General features: G+C 63.0%; 28 protein-coding genes. 12 read left to right on the top strand and 16 right to left on the bottom strand.

Going from position 1 to position 22,229, the window contains the following annotated elements:
* Positions 1–57: 57 nt before the first annotated feature.
* On the top strand, positions 58–2,424 hold the full coding sequence (locus Q0936_RS03140) for a TRAP transporter large permease subunit (protein WP_299292850.1): 2,367 nt from the start codon (positions 58–60) through the stop codon (positions 2,422–2,424).
* A gap of 108 nt (positions 2,425–2,532) precedes the next feature.
* Here Q0936_RS03140 and Q0936_RS03135 read toward each other — a convergent pair whose 3' ends face one another.
* Complete coding sequence (locus Q0936_RS03135; RefSeq protein ID WP_299292848.1) at positions 2,533–3,147, bottom strand: TetR/AcrR family transcriptional regulator; 615 nt, start codon at positions 3,145–3,147, stop codon at positions 2,533–2,535.
* Between the two features lie 272 nt (positions 3,148–3,419).
* On the opposite strand from Q0936_RS03135, the gene Q0936_RS03130 reads away from it, so the two are divergent.
* From Q0936_RS03130 to Q0936_RS03120, 3 genes are read left to right on the top strand one after another with little or no spacing between them, the layout of a single operon-like run.
* The gene (locus tag Q0936_RS03130; RefSeq protein WP_299292846.1) at positions 3,420–3,839 is read left to right on the top strand and encodes a DUF4345 family protein; all 420 of its coding nucleotides are present in this window, start codon (positions 3,420–3,422) and stop codon (positions 3,837–3,839) included.
* Positions 3,832–3,990 carry a hypothetical protein gene (locus Q0936_RS03125; protein WP_299292845.1) on the top strand — a complete coding sequence of 53 codons (159 nt, stop codon included), beginning with the start codon at positions 3,832–3,834 and terminating at the stop codon, positions 3,988–3,990. The genes Q0936_RS03130 and Q0936_RS03125 overlap by 8 nt, the downstream gene beginning before the upstream one ends.
* 14 nt (positions 3,991–4,004) lie before the next feature.
* Positions 4,005–4,244, top strand: coding sequence for a DUF1772 domain-containing protein (locus Q0936_RS03120; RefSeq protein WP_299292844.1), 240 nt, complete (start codon positions 4,005–4,007; stop codon positions 4,242–4,244).
* Between the two features lie 159 nt (positions 4,245–4,403).
* Here the strand turns inward: Q0936_RS03120 and dctP are convergent, their stop codons facing one another.
* The 6 genes from dctP to Q0936_RS03090 form a co-directional block, all read right to left on the bottom strand.
* Positions 4,404–5,462, bottom strand: coding sequence for a TRAP transporter substrate-binding protein DctP (gene dctP, locus Q0936_RS03115; RefSeq protein WP_299138467.1), 1,059 nt, complete (start codon positions 5,460–5,462; stop codon positions 4,404–4,406).
* Positions 5,463–5,489: 27 nt separating this feature from the next.
* Complete coding sequence (locus Q0936_RS03110; protein WP_299292842.1) at positions 5,490–6,962, bottom strand: TRAP transporter large permease; 1,473 nt, start codon at positions 6,960–6,962, stop codon at positions 5,490–5,492.
* A gap of 1 nt (position 6,963) precedes the next feature.
* Positions 6,964–7,548, bottom strand: a complete 585-nt coding sequence (locus tag Q0936_RS03105) for a TRAP transporter small permease (RefSeq protein WP_299292840.1) — start codon at positions 7,546–7,548, stop codon at positions 6,964–6,966.
* A gap of 90 nt (positions 7,549–7,638) precedes the next feature.
* Complete coding sequence (locus Q0936_RS03100; RefSeq protein WP_363323269.1) at positions 7,639–8,151, bottom strand: flavin reductase family protein; 513 nt, start codon at positions 8,149–8,151, stop codon at positions 7,639–7,641.
* On the bottom strand, positions 8,151–9,041 hold the full coding sequence (locus tag Q0936_RS03095) for an aldo/keto reductase family oxidoreductase (protein WP_299292838.1): 891 nt from the start codon (positions 9,039–9,041) through the stop codon (positions 8,151–8,153). The genes Q0936_RS03100 and Q0936_RS03095 overlap by 1 nt, the downstream gene beginning before the upstream one ends.
* Entirely contained in the window at positions 9,041–10,195 is a 1,155-nt protein-coding gene (locus Q0936_RS03090) for an LLM class flavin-dependent oxidoreductase (protein WP_299292835.1), read from the bottom strand. Before Q0936_RS03090 ends, Q0936_RS03095 begins: the two co-directional genes overlap by 1 nt.
* A gap of 100 nt (positions 10,196–10,295) precedes the next feature.
* On the opposite strand from Q0936_RS03090, the gene Q0936_RS03085 reads away from it, so the two are divergent.
* From Q0936_RS03085 to Q0936_RS03075, 3 genes are read left to right on the top strand one after another with little or no spacing between them, the layout of a single operon-like run.
* A complete protein-coding gene (locus Q0936_RS03085; RefSeq protein WP_299292833.1) occupies positions 10,296–11,006 on the top strand; it encodes a GntR family transcriptional regulator in 711 nt (236 codons plus the stop codon).
* A gap of 12 nt (positions 11,007–11,018) precedes the next feature.
* Positions 11,019–12,122: a Gfo/Idh/MocA family oxidoreductase gene (locus Q0936_RS03080; protein ID WP_299292831.1), complete on the top strand. Its 1,104-nt coding sequence runs from the start codon at positions 11,019–11,021 to the stop codon at positions 12,120–12,122.
* A gap of 57 nt (positions 12,123–12,179) precedes the next feature.
* Positions 12,180–12,947 carry an FCD domain-containing protein gene (locus Q0936_RS03075; RefSeq protein ID WP_299138490.1) on the top strand — a complete coding sequence of 256 codons (768 nt, stop codon included), beginning with the start codon at positions 12,180–12,182 and terminating at the stop codon, positions 12,945–12,947.
* A gap of 65 nt (positions 12,948–13,012) precedes the next feature.
* Here Q0936_RS03075 and Q0936_RS03070 read toward each other — a convergent pair whose 3' ends face one another.
* The 6 genes from Q0936_RS03070 to Q0936_RS03045 all read right to left on the bottom strand — a co-directional run bounded on the left by Q0936_RS03070 (position 13,013) and on the right by Q0936_RS03045 (position 16,719).
* Positions 13,013–13,576: a F0F1 ATP synthase subunit B gene (locus tag Q0936_RS03070; RefSeq protein WP_299292829.1), complete on the bottom strand. Its 564-nt coding sequence runs from the start codon at positions 13,574–13,576 to the stop codon at positions 13,013–13,015.
* 5 nt (positions 13,577–13,581) lie between these two features.
* Positions 13,582–14,118 (bottom strand): F0F1 ATP synthase subunit B', encoded by a 537-nt coding sequence (locus Q0936_RS03065; protein WP_299138496.1) that lies wholly within the window; start codon positions 14,116–14,118, stop codon positions 13,582–13,584.
* Positions 14,119–14,232: 114 nt separating this feature from the next.
* Positions 14,233–14,457, bottom strand: coding sequence for a F0F1 ATP synthase subunit C (locus Q0936_RS03060; protein ID WP_015496525.1), 225 nt, complete (start codon positions 14,455–14,457; stop codon positions 14,233–14,235).
* 63 nt (positions 14,458–14,520) lie between these two features.
* A complete protein-coding gene (locus Q0936_RS03055; protein WP_299138500.1) occupies positions 14,521–15,279 on the bottom strand; it encodes a F0F1 ATP synthase subunit A in 759 nt (252 codons plus the stop codon).
* A gap of 19 nt (positions 15,280–15,298) precedes the next feature.
* Positions 15,299–15,634, bottom strand: a complete 336-nt coding sequence (locus tag Q0936_RS03050; RefSeq protein ID WP_299292827.1) for an AtpZ/AtpI family protein — start codon at positions 15,632–15,634, stop codon at positions 15,299–15,301.
* A gap of 203 nt (positions 15,635–15,837) precedes the next feature.
* The gene (locus Q0936_RS03045; protein WP_299292825.1) at positions 15,838–16,719 is read right to left on the bottom strand and encodes a LysR family transcriptional regulator; all 882 of its coding nucleotides are present in this window, start codon (positions 16,717–16,719) and stop codon (positions 15,838–15,840) included.
* Positions 16,720–16,829: 110 nt separating this feature from the next.
* On the opposite strand from Q0936_RS03045, the gene Q0936_RS03040 reads away from it, so the two are divergent.
* Genes Q0936_RS03040 through Q0936_RS03030 form a run of 3 tightly spaced genes read left to right on the top strand, consistent with a single transcriptional unit; the run spans position 16,830 to position 18,359 of the window.
* Positions 16,830–17,039, top strand: coding sequence for a hypothetical protein (locus tag Q0936_RS03040; protein ID WP_299292823.1), 210 nt, complete (start codon positions 16,830–16,832; stop codon positions 17,037–17,039).
* Between the two features lie 38 nt (positions 17,040–17,077).
* Complete coding sequence (locus tag Q0936_RS03035) at positions 17,078–17,419, top strand: metalloregulator ArsR/SmtB family transcription factor (RefSeq protein WP_299138509.1); 342 nt, start codon at positions 17,078–17,080, stop codon at positions 17,417–17,419.
* The gene (locus tag Q0936_RS03030; RefSeq protein WP_299292821.1) at positions 17,397–18,359 is read left to right on the top strand and encodes a glycosyltransferase family 61 protein; all 963 of its coding nucleotides are present in this window, start codon (positions 17,397–17,399) and stop codon (positions 18,357–18,359) included. The genes Q0936_RS03035 and Q0936_RS03030 overlap by 23 nt, the downstream gene beginning before the upstream one ends.
* Here the strand turns inward: Q0936_RS03030 and Q0936_RS03025 are convergent.
* Positions 18,356–19,246, bottom strand: a complete 891-nt coding sequence (locus tag Q0936_RS03025) for a DMT family transporter (RefSeq protein WP_299292819.1) — start codon at positions 19,244–19,246, stop codon at positions 18,356–18,358. The two genes, Q0936_RS03030 and Q0936_RS03025, sit on opposite strands and share 4 nt — an antisense overlap.
* On the bottom strand, positions 19,243–20,124 hold the full coding sequence (locus tag Q0936_RS03020) for a LysR family transcriptional regulator (RefSeq protein ID WP_299138512.1): 882 nt from the start codon (positions 20,122–20,124) through the stop codon (positions 19,243–19,245). Before Q0936_RS03020 ends, Q0936_RS03025 begins: the two co-directional genes overlap by 4 nt.
* Positions 20,125–20,242: 118 nt before the next feature.
* On the opposite strand from Q0936_RS03020, the gene Q0936_RS03015 reads away from it, so the two are divergent.
* Entirely contained in the window at positions 20,243–20,815 is a 573-nt protein-coding gene (locus Q0936_RS03015) for an NAD(P)H-dependent oxidoreductase (RefSeq protein ID WP_299292816.1), read from the top strand.
* Between the two features lie 388 nt (positions 20,816–21,203).
* Entirely contained in the window at positions 21,204–21,668 is a 465-nt protein-coding gene (locus Q0936_RS03010) for a hypothetical protein (RefSeq protein WP_299292814.1), read from the top strand.
* Here the strand turns inward: Q0936_RS03010 and Q0936_RS03005 are convergent, their stop codons facing one another.
* Positions 21,669–22,229 (bottom strand): DinB family protein, encoded by a 561-nt coding sequence (locus Q0936_RS03005; RefSeq protein WP_299292812.1) that lies wholly within the window; start codon positions 22,227–22,229, stop codon positions 21,669–21,671.

Genomic DNA, 22,229 nt, shown 5'->3' with positions numbered 1-22,229 from the left:
GAGATCGGGGCCGGGCGCATCTCGCGTGCGGCCCTTTCTTGAGGGGTAGGTATCACCATGTCTGAGGCATCGCCCGACCAGCAGGGGACGCACGGTTTCGCGCGCCGCTTGCTCTATGTGCTTTCACTGGTGCTGGTCATGGTGGGTTTGATCAATTCCACGCCCGGCATCCCCGGATACGACGATCTAACGGCCTCTTTTTTCGGTGAAAACGGGATGCGGTTTCGCAAGTTCCCGACCGAGTGGTTCTATCCCCTGTTTTTCGCGCTGATGATGTGCGTGGTGGTCCTGAAACACTCGATGTGGCGCGATTGGGTCGGGCGCAGTGCGATGCGCCGCGCGATGGGGCTGGCACTGGACGTCGCCCTGGTGGTCATGGCGATGACCATATCGGTCACCTATCTGGTCGAAATCGAATCTGTCTGTCTGATCGACCGCCTGAATGGCGACCGCGCGCGGCTGATTGCGCAAAGCCTCGCCGCCGCTGCGGAGTTCAGTGAAAGCCTGGGCCTGCCTGCGCCCACCACAGTCGAGGACCCGCAATGCGTCAACACCACGGGCGGCTGGCTGGTTCTGATTGTCGGTCTCGCGGTGGTGGTTTTCCTGTCTTACAACATCAAGGTCTGGGGCCTGCCGCTGGTCATCGTAGCTATTGCGGTGGCGGGTTACACCATTCTGACGGTGCTCGTCTGGTATGTGTACGGCGCCGACGACATCAACAAATACCTGGTCACCAAACTGGCGGGCGAGCCGCGCCTGCTGTCTGACGGACGGCCAAGGGTGCATGACGTTCTGGTCAACAACGCCTCCGGTCTGTTGGGTCGGTTCATGGATATCGTGCTGAACACGATCTTTCCCTATCTCGTGCTTGGTTCGCTCTTTGGCAGCTCTGCCGGTGGGCGGTCCTTGATCAAGCTCGCCTTTCGCTGGACCCGGCACCTGCGCGGAGGACCGGCACATGCGGCCATCGTGTCCTCGGCCATGTTCGGCACCATCTCTGGCGGGCCCATCGTCAACGTGCTGTCGACGGGTGTTCTGACCATCCCGATGATGATCAAGCGGGGCTTTTCCAAAGTGTTTGCGGGTGGTGTTGAGGCCGCCGCCTCGTCCGGCGGGTCCATCATGCCGCCGGTCATGGGTGTTGCGGCCTTCGTTCTCGCGTCGCTGACCTCGGTCCCGTATTCCAGCGTCATCGTCGCGGCGATCATCCCGTCCATCGCCTATTTCTTCTGTCTGTTCCTGTCGGCGGTGTTTCAGTCGCGCAAACAGAACCTCACCGCGATTGGCGAGATTACGGACGACATGATCCTGGAGCGGCAGGATTACCTGAACCTCGTGATGGTTTTTGGCCCGATCCTGCTGATCCTGACGCTGTTGCTGATCTCGAAGGATGCGGTGGGCTGCGGCCTGTTGGGCGGTGTGCTGGGTGCGGATCGCGTGTTCAACGACGGCACCTGTCAGGTTGAGAGCCTGAGTTGGTTCTTGCAGGCGGTCCAGAACTCTTCCGGATCGGCGGGTGCGGCGGGCTGGTGGGCGGTCATGTTGCTGTTGGTGTTGCTCTTGCTGGATCCGGAAATCCGCGCACGCCCGCGCAAGATTGTCGACGCGCTCTCTGGGGCGGGTGTTTTGATCGCGACGCTGTACTTGATGTTTCTGGCGGTCTCGATCATCGACTTTTGCCTGTCGTTCACGGGGCTGCCCGTCTTTTTATCGTTGGACGTATTGGCCTGGCTCAACAGCCTCAACCTCGGCACGGCCGGCACCGCGTTGCCGCAGTTCGTGGCGCTTTTGCTGACGATGCTGCTGGCCGTTTTGTTGGGCATGGGGATGCCTGCGGTCCCGGCCTATGTGAACGCGGCCCTGTTGATGAGCCCCGTTCTGGCCGGGTTGGGGTTGTCGTTTTTCACAGCGCATATGTTCATCTTTTACTTTGCCGTGGCGAGCGCCATCACACCCCCGGTCGCCCTCGCCGCCTTTGCCGCCGCTTCGATCACCAAGGCCGAGCCGATGGCGACGGGCCTGTCCGCCGTGAAATCCGGGATCGTCATCTTTGTGATCCCGTTTGTGTTCGCCTTTCACCCCGAGCTGCTGCTCATCAAGGAGGCGATCCTGGACCCGCAATCGGCCAACGGCGCGTTCCTCGCCGGGTACGGGGGCCAGCTTGATATTCTGGCGCTTGTCCTGCTCTTGATGCGCCTCGGGCTGGCGTTGTACCTGTTGTCATCGGCGTTGGCCGTCTTTGACCGGGCGCGGCTGGCGCCTTGGGAGATTGCCGTGCGTTTGGCGCTCGCGGCGCTCTTGATGATGAAGGCCGAGGTGATCTGGATCACGGCTGTTGCGGCCACTTTGGCGGTACTCTTTGCACATGACCGGTGGCGCGCACGGACACCTGTGCGGGCCGTTGATCCGAACGACGGGCGTTAGAGCGCACAGCGCTTCGTTTTGTCTGTGGGCGGACTATGTCCGCTTGTTCTGGTGCAAAGTTTGAGTGGCTTGGTTGTTGGTGGCTTGAGGCCTGCGATGCCGCGAAGGTCAGCGGCCAACGCGCTCAACTGCATCTGCAACCAGCGTGTCCGCCTGTGTCCATGGATACCCCTGCATGGTGATCAGGGAATGCATGATCCCGTGCAAATGGCAGATCAAACCATCGGTGGCGATTTTCACGGAAGGGGCCATACGATCTGCGGAACGCATTTTGGCGACGGCTTGGAAAAAGACGTCATACCGGGCAATGGTCTCTTCCTCTCCGACAAAGCTGCGCACGTCCGTGTCGGTAACGCCGGGGTTCATGAAGACAAGGTGGTAATGATCCTTGTTCTCGCACCAATAGCTGACATAGGCCTGTGCGGCCTGTGACAGCGCATCTTCGGGCGTGTCCGCGCCCTGCGTGGCGGCCGTGACACGGTCGAACGCCTTGCCAATGATGTAACCCCAAAGTCGGGCGAGAATGTCCAGCTTGCTGGGGTAGTATCGGTACAAGGCCATCGGCGTCAGGCCGACTTCCTTTCCCAAGCGGCGCATTGAGACGGATGCAAAGCCTTCGCTCAGAAACAGGCGCAAGGCGACGGAAGCGATTTCGTCGCGGCGCTCCGCCAAGGTGTCCTGTGACAGTGTAGGTCGTCCGCGTGTAGGCGTTTGCTCGGGCATTGTTACGGGTCCTCACGGCGATCGGCGCCTGTCATCACAAAATAGTATACGCGTATGATTTAATATGTACAGGTCGGTATATTTAAGTGTACGCGTATATTGCAGGGAGTTTCCTGTGGCATTCAGAACTGCATTCCATGCGTTGAACCGCCGTGATGGCAAGACCGTCCGCGCACCGATTGGGGGGTCGGCCCATCACACCATCGCGGCTGCCGCATGCTTGGGCGTCATCTGTCAGGGCTCCACGTTTCCAACTGAAAGAGGACAAGACAATGTTGGTACTTTTGAAATCTCTTCTGCTGCTCAGTGGCGCAGCGATCATCTGGCTTGGCCTGAATGTCGGGCTGGGCGGAATTGAAACGCTGGGCTGGCAAGGCGCGGGTGACTTCGTGCAAGTGACCGACCCCGGTACATTCGCCGTTCAGGACAATCACACGCGCTTTATCGCGGGCGTGTGGACATGTGTGGGTGTGCTGTTTGTTGCCGGGGCGTTTGCCTTGCAACGGTTGCGGACTGTCTTGATCGTGCTGATTGGCATGATCTTTGTCGGGGGGCTGATGAGGTTGACGCAGAGCGATATGGCGCTGCTGATGAGCCGCGACATTGCACCGTCCTTGGTCGCTGAACTCGTCCTGTTCCCTCTGCTGGGGCTATGGATCGCGCGGGCAACGCGGGGGGCGGAGCATGTTTGAGATCACATTGATCCTCGTCGGTTTGCTCGCGGGCAGCCTGTTGACCGAAGGCATGGTCCTTGTGCCGTTTTGGCGTGGTTTGCCAGCGGCCAAGTTTATGACCTGCATGGCGCGGGAGGACCCCGGCTGTTTCGTTATTTCGCGCCTTTGACGGCGCTTGCGGTCATGGCGTCGATGGACTTGGCGATCCTCGATGGACGGCCCGCGACTTGGACGGCGGCGTTTCTCTGCGGCCTGGCCCTCGCCTCGTTCTTTGTCTTTTTCCGGACGATCAACAACAGGCTGGCCGCACATGCGTACAACGATCAAGAGCTGATAGCGGTGCTGCGGCAATGGTCGATTTGGCATCACGCCAGAACGGTGATGGTGATACTCGCCTTTGGCGTTCTCGCTATAGGGCGCTGACGTCGGGGCGGGTTTTTACGGCAAAGCGTCGTGCCGTTCGTCCAAGACTGTCCCGCGATGGGCAGGGCCCACGGATCAGTCACCCACTGCAAAAGAAAAGGCCGCCCCCATCAAAGGAGCGGCCCGCCGTAGGATGCGCCCTCGGGGCGCACCGCATGTTTAGTTCAGGTCGGCGTCGCGCGCGGCGTTGACGTCCGCTTCGGCGGCGGCCACGGCCTCTTGCAGCGCGGTCAGGATCTCATCCCCACGGGCCACGTTGGCGGTGAACCAGTCGTTCACAGGTGCTGCCGCTTCGGCGAAGGCTGCCTTTTGTGCAGGTGTCGGCACGTAGAGGTCACCGCCGCCGGCCACGAAGTCTTCGTAAGCCTGGATCGACTTGCGCTTGGGCGAGGCGAATGTCGCCTGTTGCAGCGCATAGAAGCCGTCGACCACGACGCGGCGCATGTCTTCGGGCATCGCCATGAAGTTCTGGTTCGACATCCACCACAGCGCGCCCATGTAGGCGTGGCCGTCCAGTGTCACGTATTGCAGGCCCGCATCGGGGAATTTCATGCCCATGATGTCGGTGATGCCGTTTTTCGAACCCTCGACAACGCCGGTCTGGAATGAGGTGAAGAGCTCGGGCCACGGGATCGGGGTCGGGGACGCGCCCAGAGCCTTGACCAGTTCCTGTGGCAGGTCGGCGACGACTGTGCGGATCTTGAGGCCGTCCATGTCCGCGGGTTCAGCCACACGGCGTTGCGTGTTGGCAAAGTTGCGCCAACCGCCGGTGTTACCGATGGTCATCAGGCGGATCGCGTCACCGGAGTCTTCCAGTGCCATGGCGCGCATTTTGCGGGTGAAGTCGCCCGACAACACGTGTTCGGCGATACGGTCATCGGCCATCAGGTAGGGCAGATCGAGGACCTGCACGTAGGGGAAGATGCCCGACGCGCCACCGGAGGTGGAGATGTAGACATCGATCGAGCCGTCTGCCACGCCTTGCAGGCATTCCGCGCCGTTCGAGCACAGCTGTGTGCCAATGAAGAGTTCTACGGCGATGGCGCCATTGGAGGCTGCCTCGACATAGTTTTTGAACACGACGAGGCCGTCATAGTCTTCGTCATTGGTGTTGGAGTTGGCGGTGGCGCGGATTGTGTAATCCTGAGCCTGCGCCATGATCGCGGAGCCCGCGACAAGCGCGGCTGCGGTCAGGGTTTTGAGGGTGTTTTTGAGCATAGTGGTAAGTCCTCCCGGTTATAGCTCTTAGTTCGCGAACCCCGTCAGGCGGGGTATCGTCATTGAAATGGCCGGCACGTAGGTGATCAGGAAGATCACCGCGATTTCGATGGCCAGGAATGGCAGGATCGCCTTGGCGATGGTTTCGACCTTTTCCTTGCTGACCGCCGCGGCGACGAACAGCACAAGGCCCATGGGTGGCGTGGCCAGCCCCACGGTCAGGTTCACCGACATGATGATGGCAAAGTGGATGCTGTCGACGCCCAGATCGGTGAAGATCGGGGCGAGGATGGGCCCGAGGATGATGATGGCGGGGCCTGCGTCGAGGAACATGCCGACGATGAACAGCAGCAGGTTGATGAGGAACAGCAGGATCAGCGGGTTTTCCGACAGGGTCAGAATGTAGTCGGCCAGGATCTGCGGCGCGTAGGACAGCGACACGACCGTCTTGAACGCCATGGCGGCCCCCACCAGCAGCAGCACCACGGCCGAGGTGAGCCCTGCCCGGCTGAGGATGTCGGGCAGGTCCCGGAGCGACATGGTGCGCAGGACAAAGAACGCCACGAACACCGCGTAGGCCACGGCGACGGCGGCGGCCTCGGTCGGGGTAAAGACACCGCCGAGGATACCGCCCAGGATCAGTACAGGCGTTTGCAGCGGCACGATGGCGCGTTTGCAGATGGTGCGGAAGTCCGAGCTGACCTGCGTGCGGAGTGCCAGCAGCAGCGCGTGGGCCACAGCCACGGCGGCGAGGAACGTCACCCATGTCATCAGGCCCGACGTTTCGGGCAGCGGCGCGATGACCCAGATCAGCAGGCCGATGTTCAGACGCGCCAGCGCGAAGCTGACCCATTTTTCCAACGCGCCCAGTTCGACGCCGTCGAACTCCACCCGCTTGGCCGCGGGCAGGTCGTATTTGTCGGCGGTGACGCGGATCATCACCATCAGGCCCACGCCCACGAGGATGCCCGGCACGATGCCCGCAAGGAACAGCGCCGCGACGCTTTCGCCCATGACATAGGCGTAGATGATCATGATGCCCGAGGGCGGGATGATCGGGCCGATGACAGAGCTGGCGGCGGTGATCGCAGCGGCGTAGCGTCTTGTGTAGCCTTCCTTTTCCATCGCGGGGACCAGCATGGAGCCGAGCGCGGAGGTGTCCGCCACGGCAGAGCCCGAGAGCCCTGCGAACAGGATCGAGGACAGCACGTTGACCTGTGCCAGCCCCCCGCGCAGGTGGCCCATGAGCGCCTGTGAGAACTGCACGAGGCGGATGGTGATGCCGCCCTTGTTCATCAATTCACCGGCCAGCATGAAGAACGGGATCGCCATCAGCGGAAAGCTGTCCATGCCGTTGTAGACGTTGCGGTACAGGAGGGTGATGTCCTTTTCCTGACCGTTCATCCACAGGAGCAGACCGGGGGCGGCCAGCAGGCCGAAGAACACCGGCAGGCCGATCAGCAAAAAGAGCAGGAAGAGAGGCAGAAACCAGATCAGCATATCATTCGCTCCCCGCGGCCATGTCGCCCAGATCGAGATCGGGCAAACGGTCGCCGCCGCCCAGGAAAGTCACGATGCTGCGCAGTATCAATTCGATGTTCACACTCAAGAGCAGGACCACACCCACAAAGAGCGAGAGCATCATCCAACTGCGCGGCACCCGGAACCAGCCGTCGAATGTCGGCAGGTAGAGCGATGCGGTGGCAAATCGGCCGCCAAAGCCTGTGACCTCTTTGAACCCGATCTGGACGGCCACGATCAGGATGGCGAGCGAGATCAGGAGGAGGACGAGGCCCAGCAGGGCCGCGACCCGTTTGGACAGAAGGCCCGAGATCATGTCGAGCGCCACGAAGCCGCCGCGCCGGAAGGCCGTGGGGGCCATCAGGCCGGTCATCCACAGCATGCAGAAGCGTGCGGCCTCGTCCGGCCAGGGCAGGGCGTTGTTGAAGATATAGCGGGCCACGACCTGTATCAGGATCGCGGCCACCATGAATGCGATGGCGGCAATACCGACCGCGCGCCCGAACTTGAGCACGAGGGCGTTCACCCAGCTGAGCGGTGCAAGCACCGTCAGTAATAAGCCCATTGCGGGCCCTCCCTTTGTCGGTCGCCCGGCAGTTTGTTCTGCCGTGGCCCATTTTCCGCTTTCACCCCGCGGGCGGGTATTGGGCCTGTCCTAGCTGGATAGGCTGCCGAACTGGCCGGCAAAGAATGTGAGCGGCTGGCCATCGCGCATTTCGGTGCGCTGGACCTGGCCCACGATGATGACGTGGTCGCCCGCGTCATGTGCAGCCACCCTGCGACATTCGAACCGCGCAAGGCAATGATCAATCAACGGCACTCCATCAGCGTTAAGCGTGTGGGGGTGGTCGTTCAGCATGTGGGCGTTGCGCGCAGCCAGGCTGCATACGTCCTGCTGTTCTGCCGCCAGCACGTGGATCGCGTAGTGGTCCGCCGCCTCGAAATAGGGAAAGCGGCGCGCGCCGCGGTCGACGGACCACAGCACCAGTGCGGGATCCAGCGACACGGACGAAAAGCTGTTGGCGACTATGGCGACCGGGCCGTCTGCGCTGGGGGCGGTGATGACCGTGATGCCGGTCGCGAATTTGCCGAAGGCGTCGCGCAGCTGGCGGCTGCTGTCGGCGTCGGGGGAAAACACAGTCGGTTGGTTCGGGCTTTGCATTGTCATCAGGCCACCTCGTGTCCAAGCGCCGCCTCGTAGAGACGGAACCATGTGGGTCGGTCGAGCGTCACATTGGTCGCTGCGCCGATGTTCTTGATCCGGTCGATGTTGTTGGTGCCCATGACCGGGATGATATGTGCGGGATGCGCCAGCAGGAACGCGGTCGCCACGGCGGCGCGGTCCACGCCATTGGCGCTGGCAATCTCGTCCATGACGGCGTGCAGTTTGTCGCCGCCCGTCATCAGCCCGCCGCCGCCCAAGGGCGACCATGCCATCAGGGGTTGGCCGTGCTGTTGGTGGAAGGCCAGATCGCCATTGGTGAAGGGGTCGATCGCGCTGAGCGAAATCTCGATCTGGTTAGTGACCAGCGGGGTTTTCATCGCTGATTGCAGCAGGGACCAATCCCAGGGGCGGAAGTTCGACACGCCTACGGCACCGACCTTTCCGCTCGCCACGGCCTCGTCCAGCGCGGCCCCTGTTTCATGGTGGTCCATGAACGGGTCGGGACGGTGGATCAGCAGCAAGTCGATGTGGTCAATCGCCATATCGCGCAGGGAGTTTTCGATGCTCTGCATGATGTGGGCGCGGGAGGTGTCGTAATATTTGACCGGCGCATCGGCATAGCGGCCCACTGGGGCCACGATGTCGCATTTGGTCACGATCTCCATCTTGGACCGCAGGGCAGTGTCGGCGCGCAGGGCCTCGCCCAGCACGGCCTCGGCCACGTAGCCGCCGTAGATGTCGGCCTGATCGAAGGTGGTGATGCCCTGATCGAGGCAGGCGTGGATCTTGGCCTGCACATGCGCCACGGAGGTGTCCGTGTCATCGGCCAGACGCCACATGCCATAGACGATGCGGGAAAAATTCAGGGTGTCGGATAGTTGGACGCGGTCCATTAGCGGCGCTCTCCTGCGGCAAGGGGTGTTGCAGGTGCCTGTGCGGGCACCCGGCCATAAGCATGGGGCAGCGAACAGGTTTTCAAGTGCGGCATGACGCGCGCGCCGAAATGTTTTGCCTCGTCGATGTGGGGGTAGCCCGAGAAGATGAAGGCGCGGATGCCCATTTTCTGGTACTCTTCGATCTTGGACATGACCTGATCGGTGGAGCCGACAAGGGCGGCACCGCAGCCAGAGCGCGCCCGGCCCACGCCGGTCCAGAGGTTTGGCTCCACATAGCCGAACTTGTCCGCCAGTTCGCGGGCCTTGGCCTGATGCGCGACGCCAAGGGACGTCGAGTCCAGTGCGCGGTCGCGGATCAGCTGGCCGTATTCGTCATCCAGTTTCGACACGATGTAGTCGGCGTATTCGCGGGCCTCGGCCTCGGTGTCGCGGACGATCATGTGGACACGCAGGCCGTAATCCAGCGTGCGGTTGTATTTCTCGGCCACGGCATTCACGTCGCGCATCCGCCCTGCCAGATTTTCCTGTGGCTCGGGCCACATGAGGTAGACGTCGCAGTGCTGGCCGCAGAGTTCCAGCGCAGAGGGCGAGTAGCCGCCGAAGTAAAGGAGCGGGCCACCGGTTTGGTAGGGGCGCACCGGGTCGGTGGTGAGGCCGGAGAAGTTGTAGACTTCGCCCGCGTAGTTGATCTCGTCCTGGGTCCAGGCCTGTTTCAGAATCTCGACCACCTCGCGCGAGCGTTGGTAGCGGTAATCACTGTCGGCCTTTTCACCGGGGAAGTCGGACGAGATGATGTTGACCGTCAGCCGCCCCTCGAGCATGTGGTCGAGTGTAGCGATGGTGCGGGCGAGCATGATGGGCTGCATCTCGCCACAGCGGACGGCGGCCAGCAGGTTAATCTTCGACGTGATGGGGGCACAGCCCGCGACAAAGGACAGCGTGTCCTGACCGACCTGATAGGAGGACGGGCACAGGATGTTGCGGAAGCCTTGAGCCTCGGCCTCGCGTACGATGTCGGAACAATGCGCCCAGGACGAGCGCAAATCGCCATCCGGCACGCCGAGGAACTGGTAGTCGTCCGAGCAAAGCGCCGAGAACCACGACACTTCGGCCGCGTCGAGGTCTGGGGAGGTGATGGGGACGACTGTCATCTTCGGTCTTTCATTCGCTTCAACTTGCCCCTTGCGTAACACTGTCATTGATGTAGATCAATGGTGTATCAATTTTCAAAACGCCACGTCGCCGCATCCTATGACCAGCCCCCGCCAATCCCCCCAGTCGCTGCCGATCTATGTGCAGATCGCCGAGCTGTTGACGCGGGATATCGTGGCCGGGCGGCTGATTGACGGCGAGCGGTTGCCCCCCGAGCGGGACATGGCGGCGGAGCTGGGCGTGAGTGTCGGCACCTTGCGCAAATCCCTGCGGGATATGGGCGAAAAGGGTCTGATCGAAAGCGTGCAGGGGTCGGGCAACTATGTGCGCGCGGGCGGGGATACCGGCACCGTATACGCGATGTTCCGGCTGGAACTGCTGGAGGGCGGGGGCCTGCCGCGGGCGCAGGTGCTGTCGGTGGATGTGATGGACAAGCCCGCCGATTTGCCGACCTTCGGCACGGCGACACGAGCGACTCGCATCCGGCGGTTGCGGTCGCTGAATGACACAATCATGGGCGTCGAGGAGATCTGGCTGGATGCGGATGCGGGAATCGTGTCGGAGGCGACGATGTCCGAATCCCTTTATGCCACCTATCGCAAGGATCTGGGCCTGTGGATCCAGCGCGCCGAGGACCGCGTGTCGCTGGGCCCGGTGCCGGATTGGGCACCGGATGCCTATGGCCCGCGCCCCGGCGACGCCGTGGGGTATATCGAGCGGCTGTCCTGGTCCGATCCGCCCGCCCCCATCGAATTTTCGCGCACCTGGTACGATCCGGCCCGCGCGGTTTATGTCCAACGATTGAAGTAAGGAACGCCACCCATGGCACAGCACATCACCTATGGCATCATCGGATGCGGCATGATGGGGCAAGAGCATATGCGCAACATTGCCCTGTTGCCCGACGCCACCGTTGGCGCCTTTTACGAGCCGGACGACGAGATGGCGGCGCGCGCCCTGGCGATTGCACCCGCCGCCACGCGGGTAGGATCGGTGGCGGAGTTGCTGGCGGTGGAAGACCTTGACTGCCTGCTGATCGTCAGCCCCAATTTCTGCCACGTGGCACAGATGGAAGAGATCGCGGCCACGCGCCCCCTGCCCCTGCTGGTGGAAAAGCCGTTGTTCACCGACCCCGAGGATGTGGCCAAGCTGGCTGCGTTCCGAGACAGCTATCCGCATCCGGTCTGGGTCGCGATGGAGTACCGTTATATGCCCGTGGTCACGGAATTCCTGACCAAGGCCGCAGAGGCCACGGGCGGCATCAAACAATTCAGCATCCGCGAGCACCGCTTTCCCTTTTTGGAGAAGGTCGGCGACTGGAACCGGTTCAACCGGTATACGGGCGGCACCTTTGTCGAGAAATGCTGCCATTTCTTTGACCTGATGCGGCACGGGTTGCAGGCCGATCCGGTGCGGGTCATGGCATCAGCCGCGCAGGCGGTGAACCATCTGGACGAGCGTTACGACGGCGAGGTGCCGGACATCATCGACAGCGGGTACGTGCTGGTTGATTTCGACAATGGCGCGCGGGCGATGCTGGAGCTGTGCATGTTCGCCGAAGGGTCCGCCTATCAAGAGGAGCTGTCCGCGGTGGGGCCAGTGGGCAAGATCGAAGCCTTTGTGCCCGGACCGGGGCGGTTCTGGCCGGAGCATCTGGGGCCGGCCCCCGTGGCGAAGCTGGTGACATCGCCGCGCCATCCGCAGGGGCCGGTCGTGCATGACATCCCCGTGGACCCCACATTGCTGGATGCGGGCGATCACAATGGATCGACGTTCTATCAGCACCAGAAATTCGTGGCGATGGTGCGCGGCGACGGCACGCCCGAGGTGACGCTGGCCGATGGCTGGGCCGCCGTGGCCATGGGGATCGCCGCGCAAGAGAGCGCGCGCACCGGTCAGGCCGTGGACCCGCGCCGCTGGATGTAGATTGCGCCCACGCCGAATTGGTCATACAAAATGACCAATTCAATCAGTGGAGCGCCGATGCCCTTTCGCCCTGTGCAACCGGAAAAGCTGTCTTCGGCGGTGATCCGTCAGATCGAGCAGTTGATTTTACGCGGTATTCTGCGCCCCGGTGAACGCCTGCCGCCCGAACGGGAGCTGGCCGAGCGGATGGGCGTGTCGCGCCCGTCGCTGCGCGATGCGATTGGCACCTTGCAGGACAGCGGGTTGCTGGCCACGCGGCCCGGTGCGGGGATCTTTGTCGCGGATGTGCTGGGGTCGGCCTTTGCGCCTGCGTTGACCGAGCTCTTTGCCCGCCATGACGAGGCGGTGTTCGATTACCTGAGCTTTCGCAGGGACATGGAGGGGCTGGCCGCCGAGCGCGCCGCGCGGCTGGCGTCGGATACGGATCTGGCCGTGGTGCAGGCCGTATTCGAAAAGATGGAGGCCGCCCATCCCAAGCGCAACAGCGACGAAGAGGCGCGGCTGGACGCGCAGTTTCACATGGCGATCATCGAGGCCAGCCACAACGTCATCATGCTGCACATGATGCGGTCGATGTACCAGTTGCTGAGAGACGGCGTGTTCTACAACCGGCAGGTCATGTTCAAACAGCGCACGACGCGGCAGGCCCTGCTGGATCAGCACCGCGCGATCAATGCCGCATTGCAAACCCGCGACCCGGAAGGTGCGCGCGCCGCGGTTCACGCGCATCTGGACTATGTGGAGCGGGCATTGCGCGATCAGGTCACGGCGGACCGGAACGAGGATGTGGCGCGTCAACGTCTGGACCACGAAACCGGCGGCTGAAACGGGGCCACGAAAAAACCCGGCGCACTGGCCGGGTTTCATCAGAATCTTAGATTTGACTGCGCTTAGTGCAGCCGCGTGTCCACTTCGGCAATGGCCGCGTCGATCAGCTTGTTGCCGTCGGTTGCGGTCATCTGCTTGGCGATCACCTCACGGGCCACCTGCACAGCCATGGTTGCGGCTGTGTCACGGACCTCTTTGACAGCGCCTGCTTCGGCAGAGGCGATCTGGTCCTCGGCAGCGGCAACACGGCGTTCGATGGAGCGCGCCAGGTCGGCACGGGCCTGTTCCGCAGCGGCTTCGGCGTCGGTCTTGGCCTGGGCCACAATCTTGTCTGCCTGCGCCTGCACTTCTTTCTGCTTGCGCTCGTAGGAGGCCAGAAGCGTTTGCGCCTCTTCGCGCAGGGCGCGGGCCTCGTCGATCTCGGACTGAATGCCCGAGGCGCGGTCGTCGAGCATGCGCGACAGCATACCCGGCACCTTGAAGTAGAACAGGACGCCGACGAACAGGATGAACGCCACCAACACGATGAAGTCGGTGTTGGCGAGGCTCAGGAACGGTCCCTTGGCGGCGAGCGCAGGGCTGGCCAGCAGGGTCAGAGCCGTGGCGGATGCAAAGATGTTGCGCATGTGCCTTATCCCTTCATCCGGCTGTCGACCGCAGCGGCAACCGCTTTGGCGTCGGCCTTGCCACCCATGGCGGCGACGATTTCCTGTGCGGTGTCCTTGGCCACTTCGGCCACGGCATCCATGGCACCGGCGCGAATTTCGGCAATGGCCTTTTCGCTCTCGGCAGCCTTGGCCGCGATGTCTGCGTCTGCCTTTTCGATGGCGACGTCGAGGTCCGCCTGAATGGCAGCCTTGGTTTCGCCTGCGATGCGCTGTGCCTCGGCACGGGCGTCTGCCAGTGCTTTGTCATAGGCGGCTTCGGCGGCCTCTGCCTTGGCCTTGAGGTCCTCGGCGGCGGCGATGTCATTTGTGATTGTGCCCTGGCGTTCCGCCAGAATGGCCGCGATCCGTGGCAGGGCCACGCGCGACAGCACGAAATAGATCGCGACAAGCGTGATCAGCAACCAGAAGACCTGGTTGTCGAAAGTGCCAATGTCGAGTTGCGGCATGCCCGGAGGGGCGCCTACTGCAACTTCGCCCAGGGCGTTTGTGTTCTCTGCCATATCGGTCGTTCCTCTGGAGTGGCCCGATATTCGGGGCCGAAATGCGAAGCCGTTACATTGGGCAGCGTGAGGGTGTCACGCCGCCCAACCGTAAGGAATGCGTCTCAGAGTGACTTAGACAGCGAACATCAGCAGCAGAGCGACGAGGAACGAGAAGATCCCCAGGGCTTCTGCGAAGGCGATGCCGATGAACAGAGTAGCAGTCTGGCCGGCAGCAGCCGACGGGTTGCGCAGGGCGCCGGCGAGGAAGTTGCCAGCCACGTGACCAACACCGATGGCGGCTGCGCCGGAACCGATTGCTGCGAGGCCTGCGCCGATGTGTGCGAGTTCACCTTCCATGAGAATTCTCCTTACGATTGGAAGTTTGATGTTCGTAGGGTGGGCAATTTGCCCACCAAACCTTTAGTGATGCGGGTGCAGTGCGTCCTTGAGATACACGCATGTGAGGATCGTGAAGACGTAGGCCTGAATGGCCGACACCAGCACTTCGAGACCGTAGATCGCCATGACGCCGATGATCGCGACGGGCGCAATGGCCGCCACCTGGGCAAAGCCCGCGAACACCTTGAGCACGGCGTGACCGGCCATCATGTTGCCCGCCAGACGAATGGAGTGGCTGACCGGGCGGACGAAATACGAGATGATTTCGATGATCGCCAGCACCGGGCGCAACGGCAGCGGCGCGCTCGACACCCAGAACAGGCCCAGGAAGGACGCGCCGTTCTTGACGAAACCGAGGATGGTCACGGCAAAGAACACGCCAAAGCCCAGGATGGCCGTTACGGCGATGTGCGACGTGGTGGTGAACGACATCGGGATCAGCCCGAGGAAGTTGGCGCAGAGGATGAACATGAACAGCGTCATGATATAGGGGAAGTACTTGATCCCGTCCTTGCCCGTCACGTCCTCGACCATTTTGTAGACAAAGCCGTACATCAGTTCGGCGATCGACTGGCCACGGCCCGGCACGACGGCGCGCTTGGACGTGGTCAGGACCATCAGGCCTATGATGGCCAGTACGGCCAGTGCAAGCCACAGGGTCGCGTTGGTGATGGTGTACCAGTGAACCGGGTCGCCAACCTCGCCAAACAGCGGTTTGACGATGAACTGATCCATCGGGTGAAATTCGAGGCCACCGCCACCTTTTGCGTCGTCTGCCATCCGGCTGTCTCCACTTGTCTCACCCGTTCGGGTGGGTCTCGTCCTCGGCCATTTCGGCCGCTTGTCGGCTCTGCACTTCCTCGGCGCTGCGCATCATCGTTTTGACGCCGGCCGCAAAGCCCAGAAAAATAAACACGATCATGAACCATGGAGAGGTGCCAAAGATGGCGTCCAGCCCGTAGCCCATGCCAAACCCGATCCCCAGACCGGCCACCAGTTCGATCACCATGCGCCAGGCCAGCTGGGCCTGAGAGTGATGATCCGGCGTGCGGGGTTTGGGGGCGTGCACCTCTTTGACGGCGTCGATCCGGGCGCTGAGCGCCTCCATCTTGGCCTTGTCATCAGGGTCGGTCACACACCTTCGTCCCGCAATTTGGATTACAGGGTGGATATGTCGGGTGGGGGCGTGAGTCAACGCGCTGCTTGCTGTGTGGGGTATGGTGTTAGGTCGTTGTTTTCTTGCATATTTTTGGAACAATGAAGATGGGCGACACCGCGCCGCACCCTGTGTTTGGGGCGGATTGCGGGGCTTTGGCTTATTCAACCGTTTGGTTGATTTTACGCGCTGCGCAGTGCCTGTGTGTGGTCGAGCAGCCATGTGCGGACCTGGCGCACGGCCTTGCGCCGCCCGGCCTGGCCGCTGGTCAGAAGGTGGAAGGACCCCTGGCGGAAGCCCACATCCGACACCCGCACGAGGCGGCCTGCGGTTTCGTCGAGATGGGTGCCGTCGGACGCGCCGAGGTAGATCCCCGCCCCGTGCACCGCCGCCTCGAGTGCGAGTGCCGCGCGCATGCGCCACGGCGGGTCGGGCACGGCGACATCGAAGCCCGCGATGCGGGCCCAGTCGATCCAGATGTTGGGGCCGCGGTCGCGCAGGAGGAGGCGTTCGAGCAGGTCATTTGGGCGCAGAGTGTCATTGGGGAGGTATCCCGGCGCAGTGAACGGATAGATCGGCGCATCACTTAGCAGATCGGAGGGTTGGTCGAGGCTGCCGGTTTTGGCGTAGCGGATGGCGAGGTCGGCCTCGTAGCGGTCGAGGTCGGCCAGTTCGTTGGAGCCCACCAATCGCAGGTCGATGCCCGGCAGGTCCTGTTGGAACTTGGCCAGCAGGGGGATCACGATCTTGGTGGCGAAGACCGGTTCGCTGTTGACCACGACCCGCCCGGCGGGGGCGTCGGCGAGCCCCTCGGTCGCCTCACCGATCACGTCGAAGGCGGGGGTGATGCGCTGAAGATAGTGGCTGCCTTCGGCGGTCAGGGCCACGCCGCGCGCGGCGTCGCGGAAGAGGTGCACGCCCAGCCGGGCCTCGAGCCCGCGCACGTGGCGGCTGATGGCGGAGTGGCTCACGCCCAACTCGTCCGCGGCACGGCTGAAGCTTTCGTGGCGGGCGGCGGCCTCGAAGGCGCGCAGGGCGTTGAGCGGGGGCAAGGTGCGGGACATGTAACGGTAACCTGTGCAGAAAACGCACAAGAGATGTCAGGGAACTCTGTTTGTGGCAAGGGCTGCGTTTGGGCATGGTGGGTATATTCCTCAACCCAAAGAGGTCTTTCATGCTTGTCACCCAACAAAACGCGTTTTTGCGCGCCCTGTCGACCTGTGCTAAAATCTTGCGCCGCTTGCGGCCTGCGGCAACTGTCAAAGGCACCGCTTTGCCGCCGATGACCGATCATATCGCCCGTGACATCGGGCTGAGCCCGCATGAGCGGGCGTTGATGTCGCATCACTGGCCGTCGCGCGACAGCAGGCACCCGTTTCTGTGATCGCTTTCCCTTGGCGCTTGCGCCCGGTATGACGGGGCATGGCCGATCCGCTCGACACTGTGTTTTCTGCGCTTGCCGACCCGACGCGGCGGGCGATCCTGACCATGCTGCTGGAGGATGACATGGCCGTCACAGATGTGGCCGAGCCGTTCGAGATGTCGCTGGCCGCGATTTCGAAACATCTGACGATCCTGACGCGCGCGGGCCTGATCACGCAGGAAAAGCGCGGGCGGGTGAAGTGGTGCAAGCTGGACCCCGATGCGATGCGGGCGGCGTCGGTGTGGATGCAGGGGTTTGGCCAGTTCGAGCCGGTGAACCTGGATGCGTTCGAGCGGTTTCTGGCCGCAGAGCTGCCGCATGATCCTGCCGCTGACGGATGACCTGCCCGACCCGCGCATCCGTGTGGTGCGCGGCGCGGTGGTGGTGCCGGATCAGGGCGCCGATCTGGTGCCGCATGGTGTGTTCGACAGTCGGGGCGCGTTCCTGCCGCTGTCGCGGGCGCGGTTGTCGCGGGGGCGGGTCAGTGCGGTGCCCGAGGCGCGCGCGGTCGAGGGCCATCTGCCCGGCACGCATCTGTATATGGGGTTCAGCCACACGCATTTCGGTCACTTCCTGCTGGAGGGGATTGCGCGCCTTTGGGCGCTGGATCATGCGGAGATGCGCATTGACGGGCTGGTTCTGCCCGCGCGGGGCGACATGGATATGGAGCACAACCTGTCGCACAATCTGGGGCCGGTCGTCGCGCGGCTGTGCGATGGGCTGCCTGTCCGCATCCTGCATGTGCCGACGCGGGTGGACCGTCTGGTCCTGCCCAGTGCGGGGTTCGGGCATGGGCCGTGGCTGGTGGGCACGCCCGCGTTCCGCGCCTTTGTCGCCAAGCGGTTTGCGCAGATCGAGGTGGACGGGCCGGAGCGGCTGTACCTGACGCGGGGCCGTTTGAACCGGCCCGATCAGTTGGTGGACCGCGAGGACGAGATCGAGGCGATGATGGAGGCGGCGGGGTATTTCGTCTTTGCGCCCGAAAAGTTCCATTTCGAAGTGCAGTTGGGCGTGTTTCGCGCGGCGCGGCAGATCGTCGGGCCGGATGGGTCGGCCTTTCACCACCTGCCCTTTGCCATGCGCGGGGATGCGCAGGCGGCGGTGTTCATGCGGCGCAACCGGCCCGAGGTGCTGGGATACCTGGCGCGGCAGATGGAGGGGTTTGCGGGGATCACCCCCACCACGATTGACCCGCGTGTGCGCCCCCTGCCGCGCACGACGCCTGCGCCGCTGGATCTGGATGTGCTGCGGGACAGGCTGGGGCAAGCCGGGTTTCTTTAGCGGGCGCGGTCCTCGTCCCGCAGGAGCATCAGCAGGGCCACGATGGTCAGGGCCACACCTGCGAGCACCAGTGCACCCGGCACGCCGTTGCCCAGCGCCATTTCCCAGCCAATCACCCATGTGGGGGTGAGGTAGGTGTAGGCCATGACCTTGGCTGCGGGCAGGCGCAGGGACGCGAATTGCAGCAGGACGAAGGTGGCCGCGCTCGCACAGACAGCGATGTAGATCAGCGTGATCCAGACGATGCCCGGCAGGGCCGCCCATTGTGTCGCGCGCAGGTCACCCCAGCCATAGACCGTGAGGAGCAGTGCGCCCGCGAGCAGGGTTCCAAGGGTGAAGACGACTGCGCTTTCGCCGCGGTTGAGCCGGCGCACCAGCGGGGTGTAGACGGCGTGGGCGATACAGCCGAAGAAGTAGATGACCTCGCCCCGGCCCACGGCAAAGGCCATGAGCGCCGCGATGTCCGCGCGAAAGATCACCCAGAGCGCGCCCGTGGCCCCGATGGCCAGCGCCAGCGCCATGCGCGGGGTTGTGACCTGTCGCAGCAAGAGCCAGCCAAAGCCGCCCGCCAGCACCGGCGTCAGGGTAAAGACGGCGGCGGCGCTGACAGGGGGTGCGGTTTTGAGCCCCTCGAACATCAGGACGAAATACGTGGCAAAGAACCCGCCCAGCAGCAGGTAGCGCCAAGGGGCGGCCAGTGCCGATCGGGGCACGCCGCCGGTGGCAAAGACAACCGCGCCTATCACGCAGGCCGCGATGGCAAAACGCGCCGCATTGAGTGCGGCGGGTTCAATTTCATTCGCGGCCAGAGACCCAAGCGAGAACGACCCCGCCACCAGGGCGGAGAAGCACAGCATTGCCAGATGGCCCTGAAGGGCGGGGGTCACAGCACCTGCCAGTTCTTCGACTGATCCTTGAGATAGGTCAGGAAGGCCTGCACCTTGTTGGTGCGGTGCAGATCCACGTGCGTCACGAGCCAGAGCGGCGCAGACCAGTCTTCGCGCGGGGGCATGATTTCGACCAGATTTGGGTTGGCACGCGCCTCGAGCACGGACAGGAACCCGATCCCTGCCCCTGCCAGCACCGCCTGTTCCAGCGCACGAACGTCGGTGGAGCGGAAGGTGATGTCGTCTTCGCGCACCTGGCTGCGCAGCCATTTGTGGAAGGGCGCGCGGTTGTCGGCGGCATCGTGGCTGACAAAGCGGTGGCCGGTGCAGGTCGCGATGTCACCCGGGTCGCCGTATTCGGCGATGTAGCCTTTGGTCGCATAGATGCCCATCGACTGACGCACAAAGGGTTGCACGACATTGTCTGGTTGATCCGGCGCGTTGCCCGCGCGGATGGCCACATGCGCCTCGCCATATTCGAGACGGAACAGCCGGTCGCCGGTCAGGTAGCGCACGACCACATCCGGGTGCATGCGTTGGAATTCGGTCAGGACCGGGGCCATGCGCGGGGCCATGTTGACCAGCGATGTGACCACCAGTTCACCCGACACCTCGGTGCCGCGGCCCTTGATCCGGCCCACCAACTGGCTGAACTGATCATCGGTCGCCTGCGCCACGCGAAACAGGTCATCGCCCGCCTCGGTCGCAGTATAGCCGCGCGCGTGCCGTTGAAAGAGTTTGACGCCGAGGCGCCCCTCGAGCGCGTCGATATGGCGGATGACGGTGGCGTGGTGCACGCCCAAGACGTCTGCCGCCCCGCTGACCGTGCCCATGCGGGCCACCTGATACGCGGTCTTGATCTCGTCCCAATTGTCCATGTGTGACCTGTACTGTGCAATTTCAAACAGATGTTGTTGAGTTTCAGCAATTGCGTTCAAATTTGCAAGGGACAATTGTCATCCCAGACACACAACACATCCCAATGAGGACCCGACCATGACCATTCTTCACATCGACAGCTCTGCCCGTACCCAAGGTTCCGTGACCCGCGACCTGTCCGCCGACATTGTTGCAAAACTGGGTGGCGACGTGATCCGCCGCGACCTGTCAGAGGCCCTGCCCCAGATCAACGAGACCTGGGTCAACGCCAACTTTACCGCCGTCGACGACCGGGACACGGCACAACGTGACACGCTGGCCCTGTCCGATCAACTGGTGGAAGAGCTGAAGGCTGCGGACACCATCGTGATTGGCGCGCCGGTCTATAACTTTGGCGTTCCTGCCGCGTTGAAAGCGTGGATTGACCTGATCGCTCGGGCCGGTCTGACGTTCAAATACACCGAAAATGGCCCCGTGGGCCTGCTTGAGGGCAAGCGCGCGGTGATCGCGGTTGCCACGGGCGGCACACCTGTCGGCAGCGACATCGACTTTGCCTCTGGCTATTTGAAACATGTGCTGGGGTTTGTCGGCATTCACAATGTCGACGTGATCGCGGCGGACCGCGTGATGGCCCAAGGGGAAGAAGCCATTGCAAATGCCAAGGCCGATATCGCCGAACTGGCAGCCTAGGCACTCTTGAAATACGTCACCACTCACAGGCCCCCGGAGCAGACTTCGGGGGCCTTTTTCGTGTTCAACGCGATGTCAGTGGCAGTGCAACGGTTGCGATCCCGCGTGGCAACATTGGCCCGGAGGCGATGATTTGCGGCAACCGCCGCTGTGCCAGACGACCTTGTCAGGGGCGACGCTCAGGGCCGTTGGGGTTGGGGCCGCCTGAACAATGGGGGCTGTAAAGGTGATGAGGGCAAGAACGATGCAACTGCGTTTCAATGGGTATCCTAGTCTGCCGGACCTTGCGGGTGCCGACGTGGGTAAAAGTTAACAATGGGTTAACGCGGACAGGCCCACAAAGTTCCGAGACTTGTTGCGATACGGCTTTGGCCGCTACGGTCGGGACATGACAATCCTGCGCAACATGCCCCAGCACTTGATCCTTGCCCACGCGCCCTGGCTGCTGGGGGGTGGGTTGATCGTGTGCATGATCGCCTGCGCGGCGGCGGGACTGGCGCTGATTGCCGGTGGTGAGACGGCAGGCCTGTTGACAGTGCTGGTGGGCGCAGGCGTGCCGCTGTGCATCTTTGCACTGGCGGTCAAACGGGATCAGGTGATTTTCGATTCCATCGCCGGGACGGTCACGGTACAGCGCCGCACCCTGCTCGGGTATCGCAGCGCCACCTACCCACTGACCAACGTACGGCGAGCCGAGGTGGAGACGTTTTCAGACACTGCCCGCGCAACGCTGACCTTTCACGACACCGCCCCGCCCTATCCGCTGGTCGAGGCTTACGTTTCCGGCAACGGCCCGCGGCAGGCGACGGACGCCATTAACGATTGGCTGCGTAACTGGCGGCGGAGCGTGTGATCAGCGCCCGGCCCAGATGTCAGCCTCGGTCACGCCCATTTCGGTGAAATCAGGCGCGCGCAGGGACGCGTCGGCCTCCCAACTCATGTAGAATTCGTCCAGTTGCGGCGGTGGCACGTCCGTCATGCTGAGCAGCCCGTGCACCTGACCCCGGTGGTGGATCTGGTGCTGGATCAGGTGCAGGAACGTCCGGTCAAAGCGTTCCTCCTGCGCCCCGCTGTCGCGCAGCATGCGCACGGTGCGAGCGGGATCAGAGAGGGTCGCATCCTGCGTCACCGCGATCAGCCGTTGATCAACGTCGCGCTGCGCCGCACGCAAGGCAGACAGATCGGGACAGGGCACCAGATCGGCAAAGGCCTGCGTCCCGACACAGGCCCCTTCGAGGGCAGACACATAGAACCAGTCGACAATCAGGATGTGGTTGAGCGCCGCGATGATCGAACCAAAGAAGGATGGGCGCGGCGCGGACAGATCGGCGGCAGAGACCGCGCCACATGCGCGCAACAGGCGGTGGTTGGACCACGCATTGTTATACGCCTGCGGGGCAAAAAGGTCGGACAT

This window comes from uncultured Tateyamaria sp., from assembly GCF_947488715.1.
Taxonomy (GTDB): Bacteria; Pseudomonadota; Alphaproteobacteria; order Rhodobacterales; family Rhodobacteraceae; genus Tateyamaria.
The sequence above is the reverse complement of the archived record's forward strand: the minus strand, read 5'-3'. Positions and strand labels throughout refer to the sequence as shown.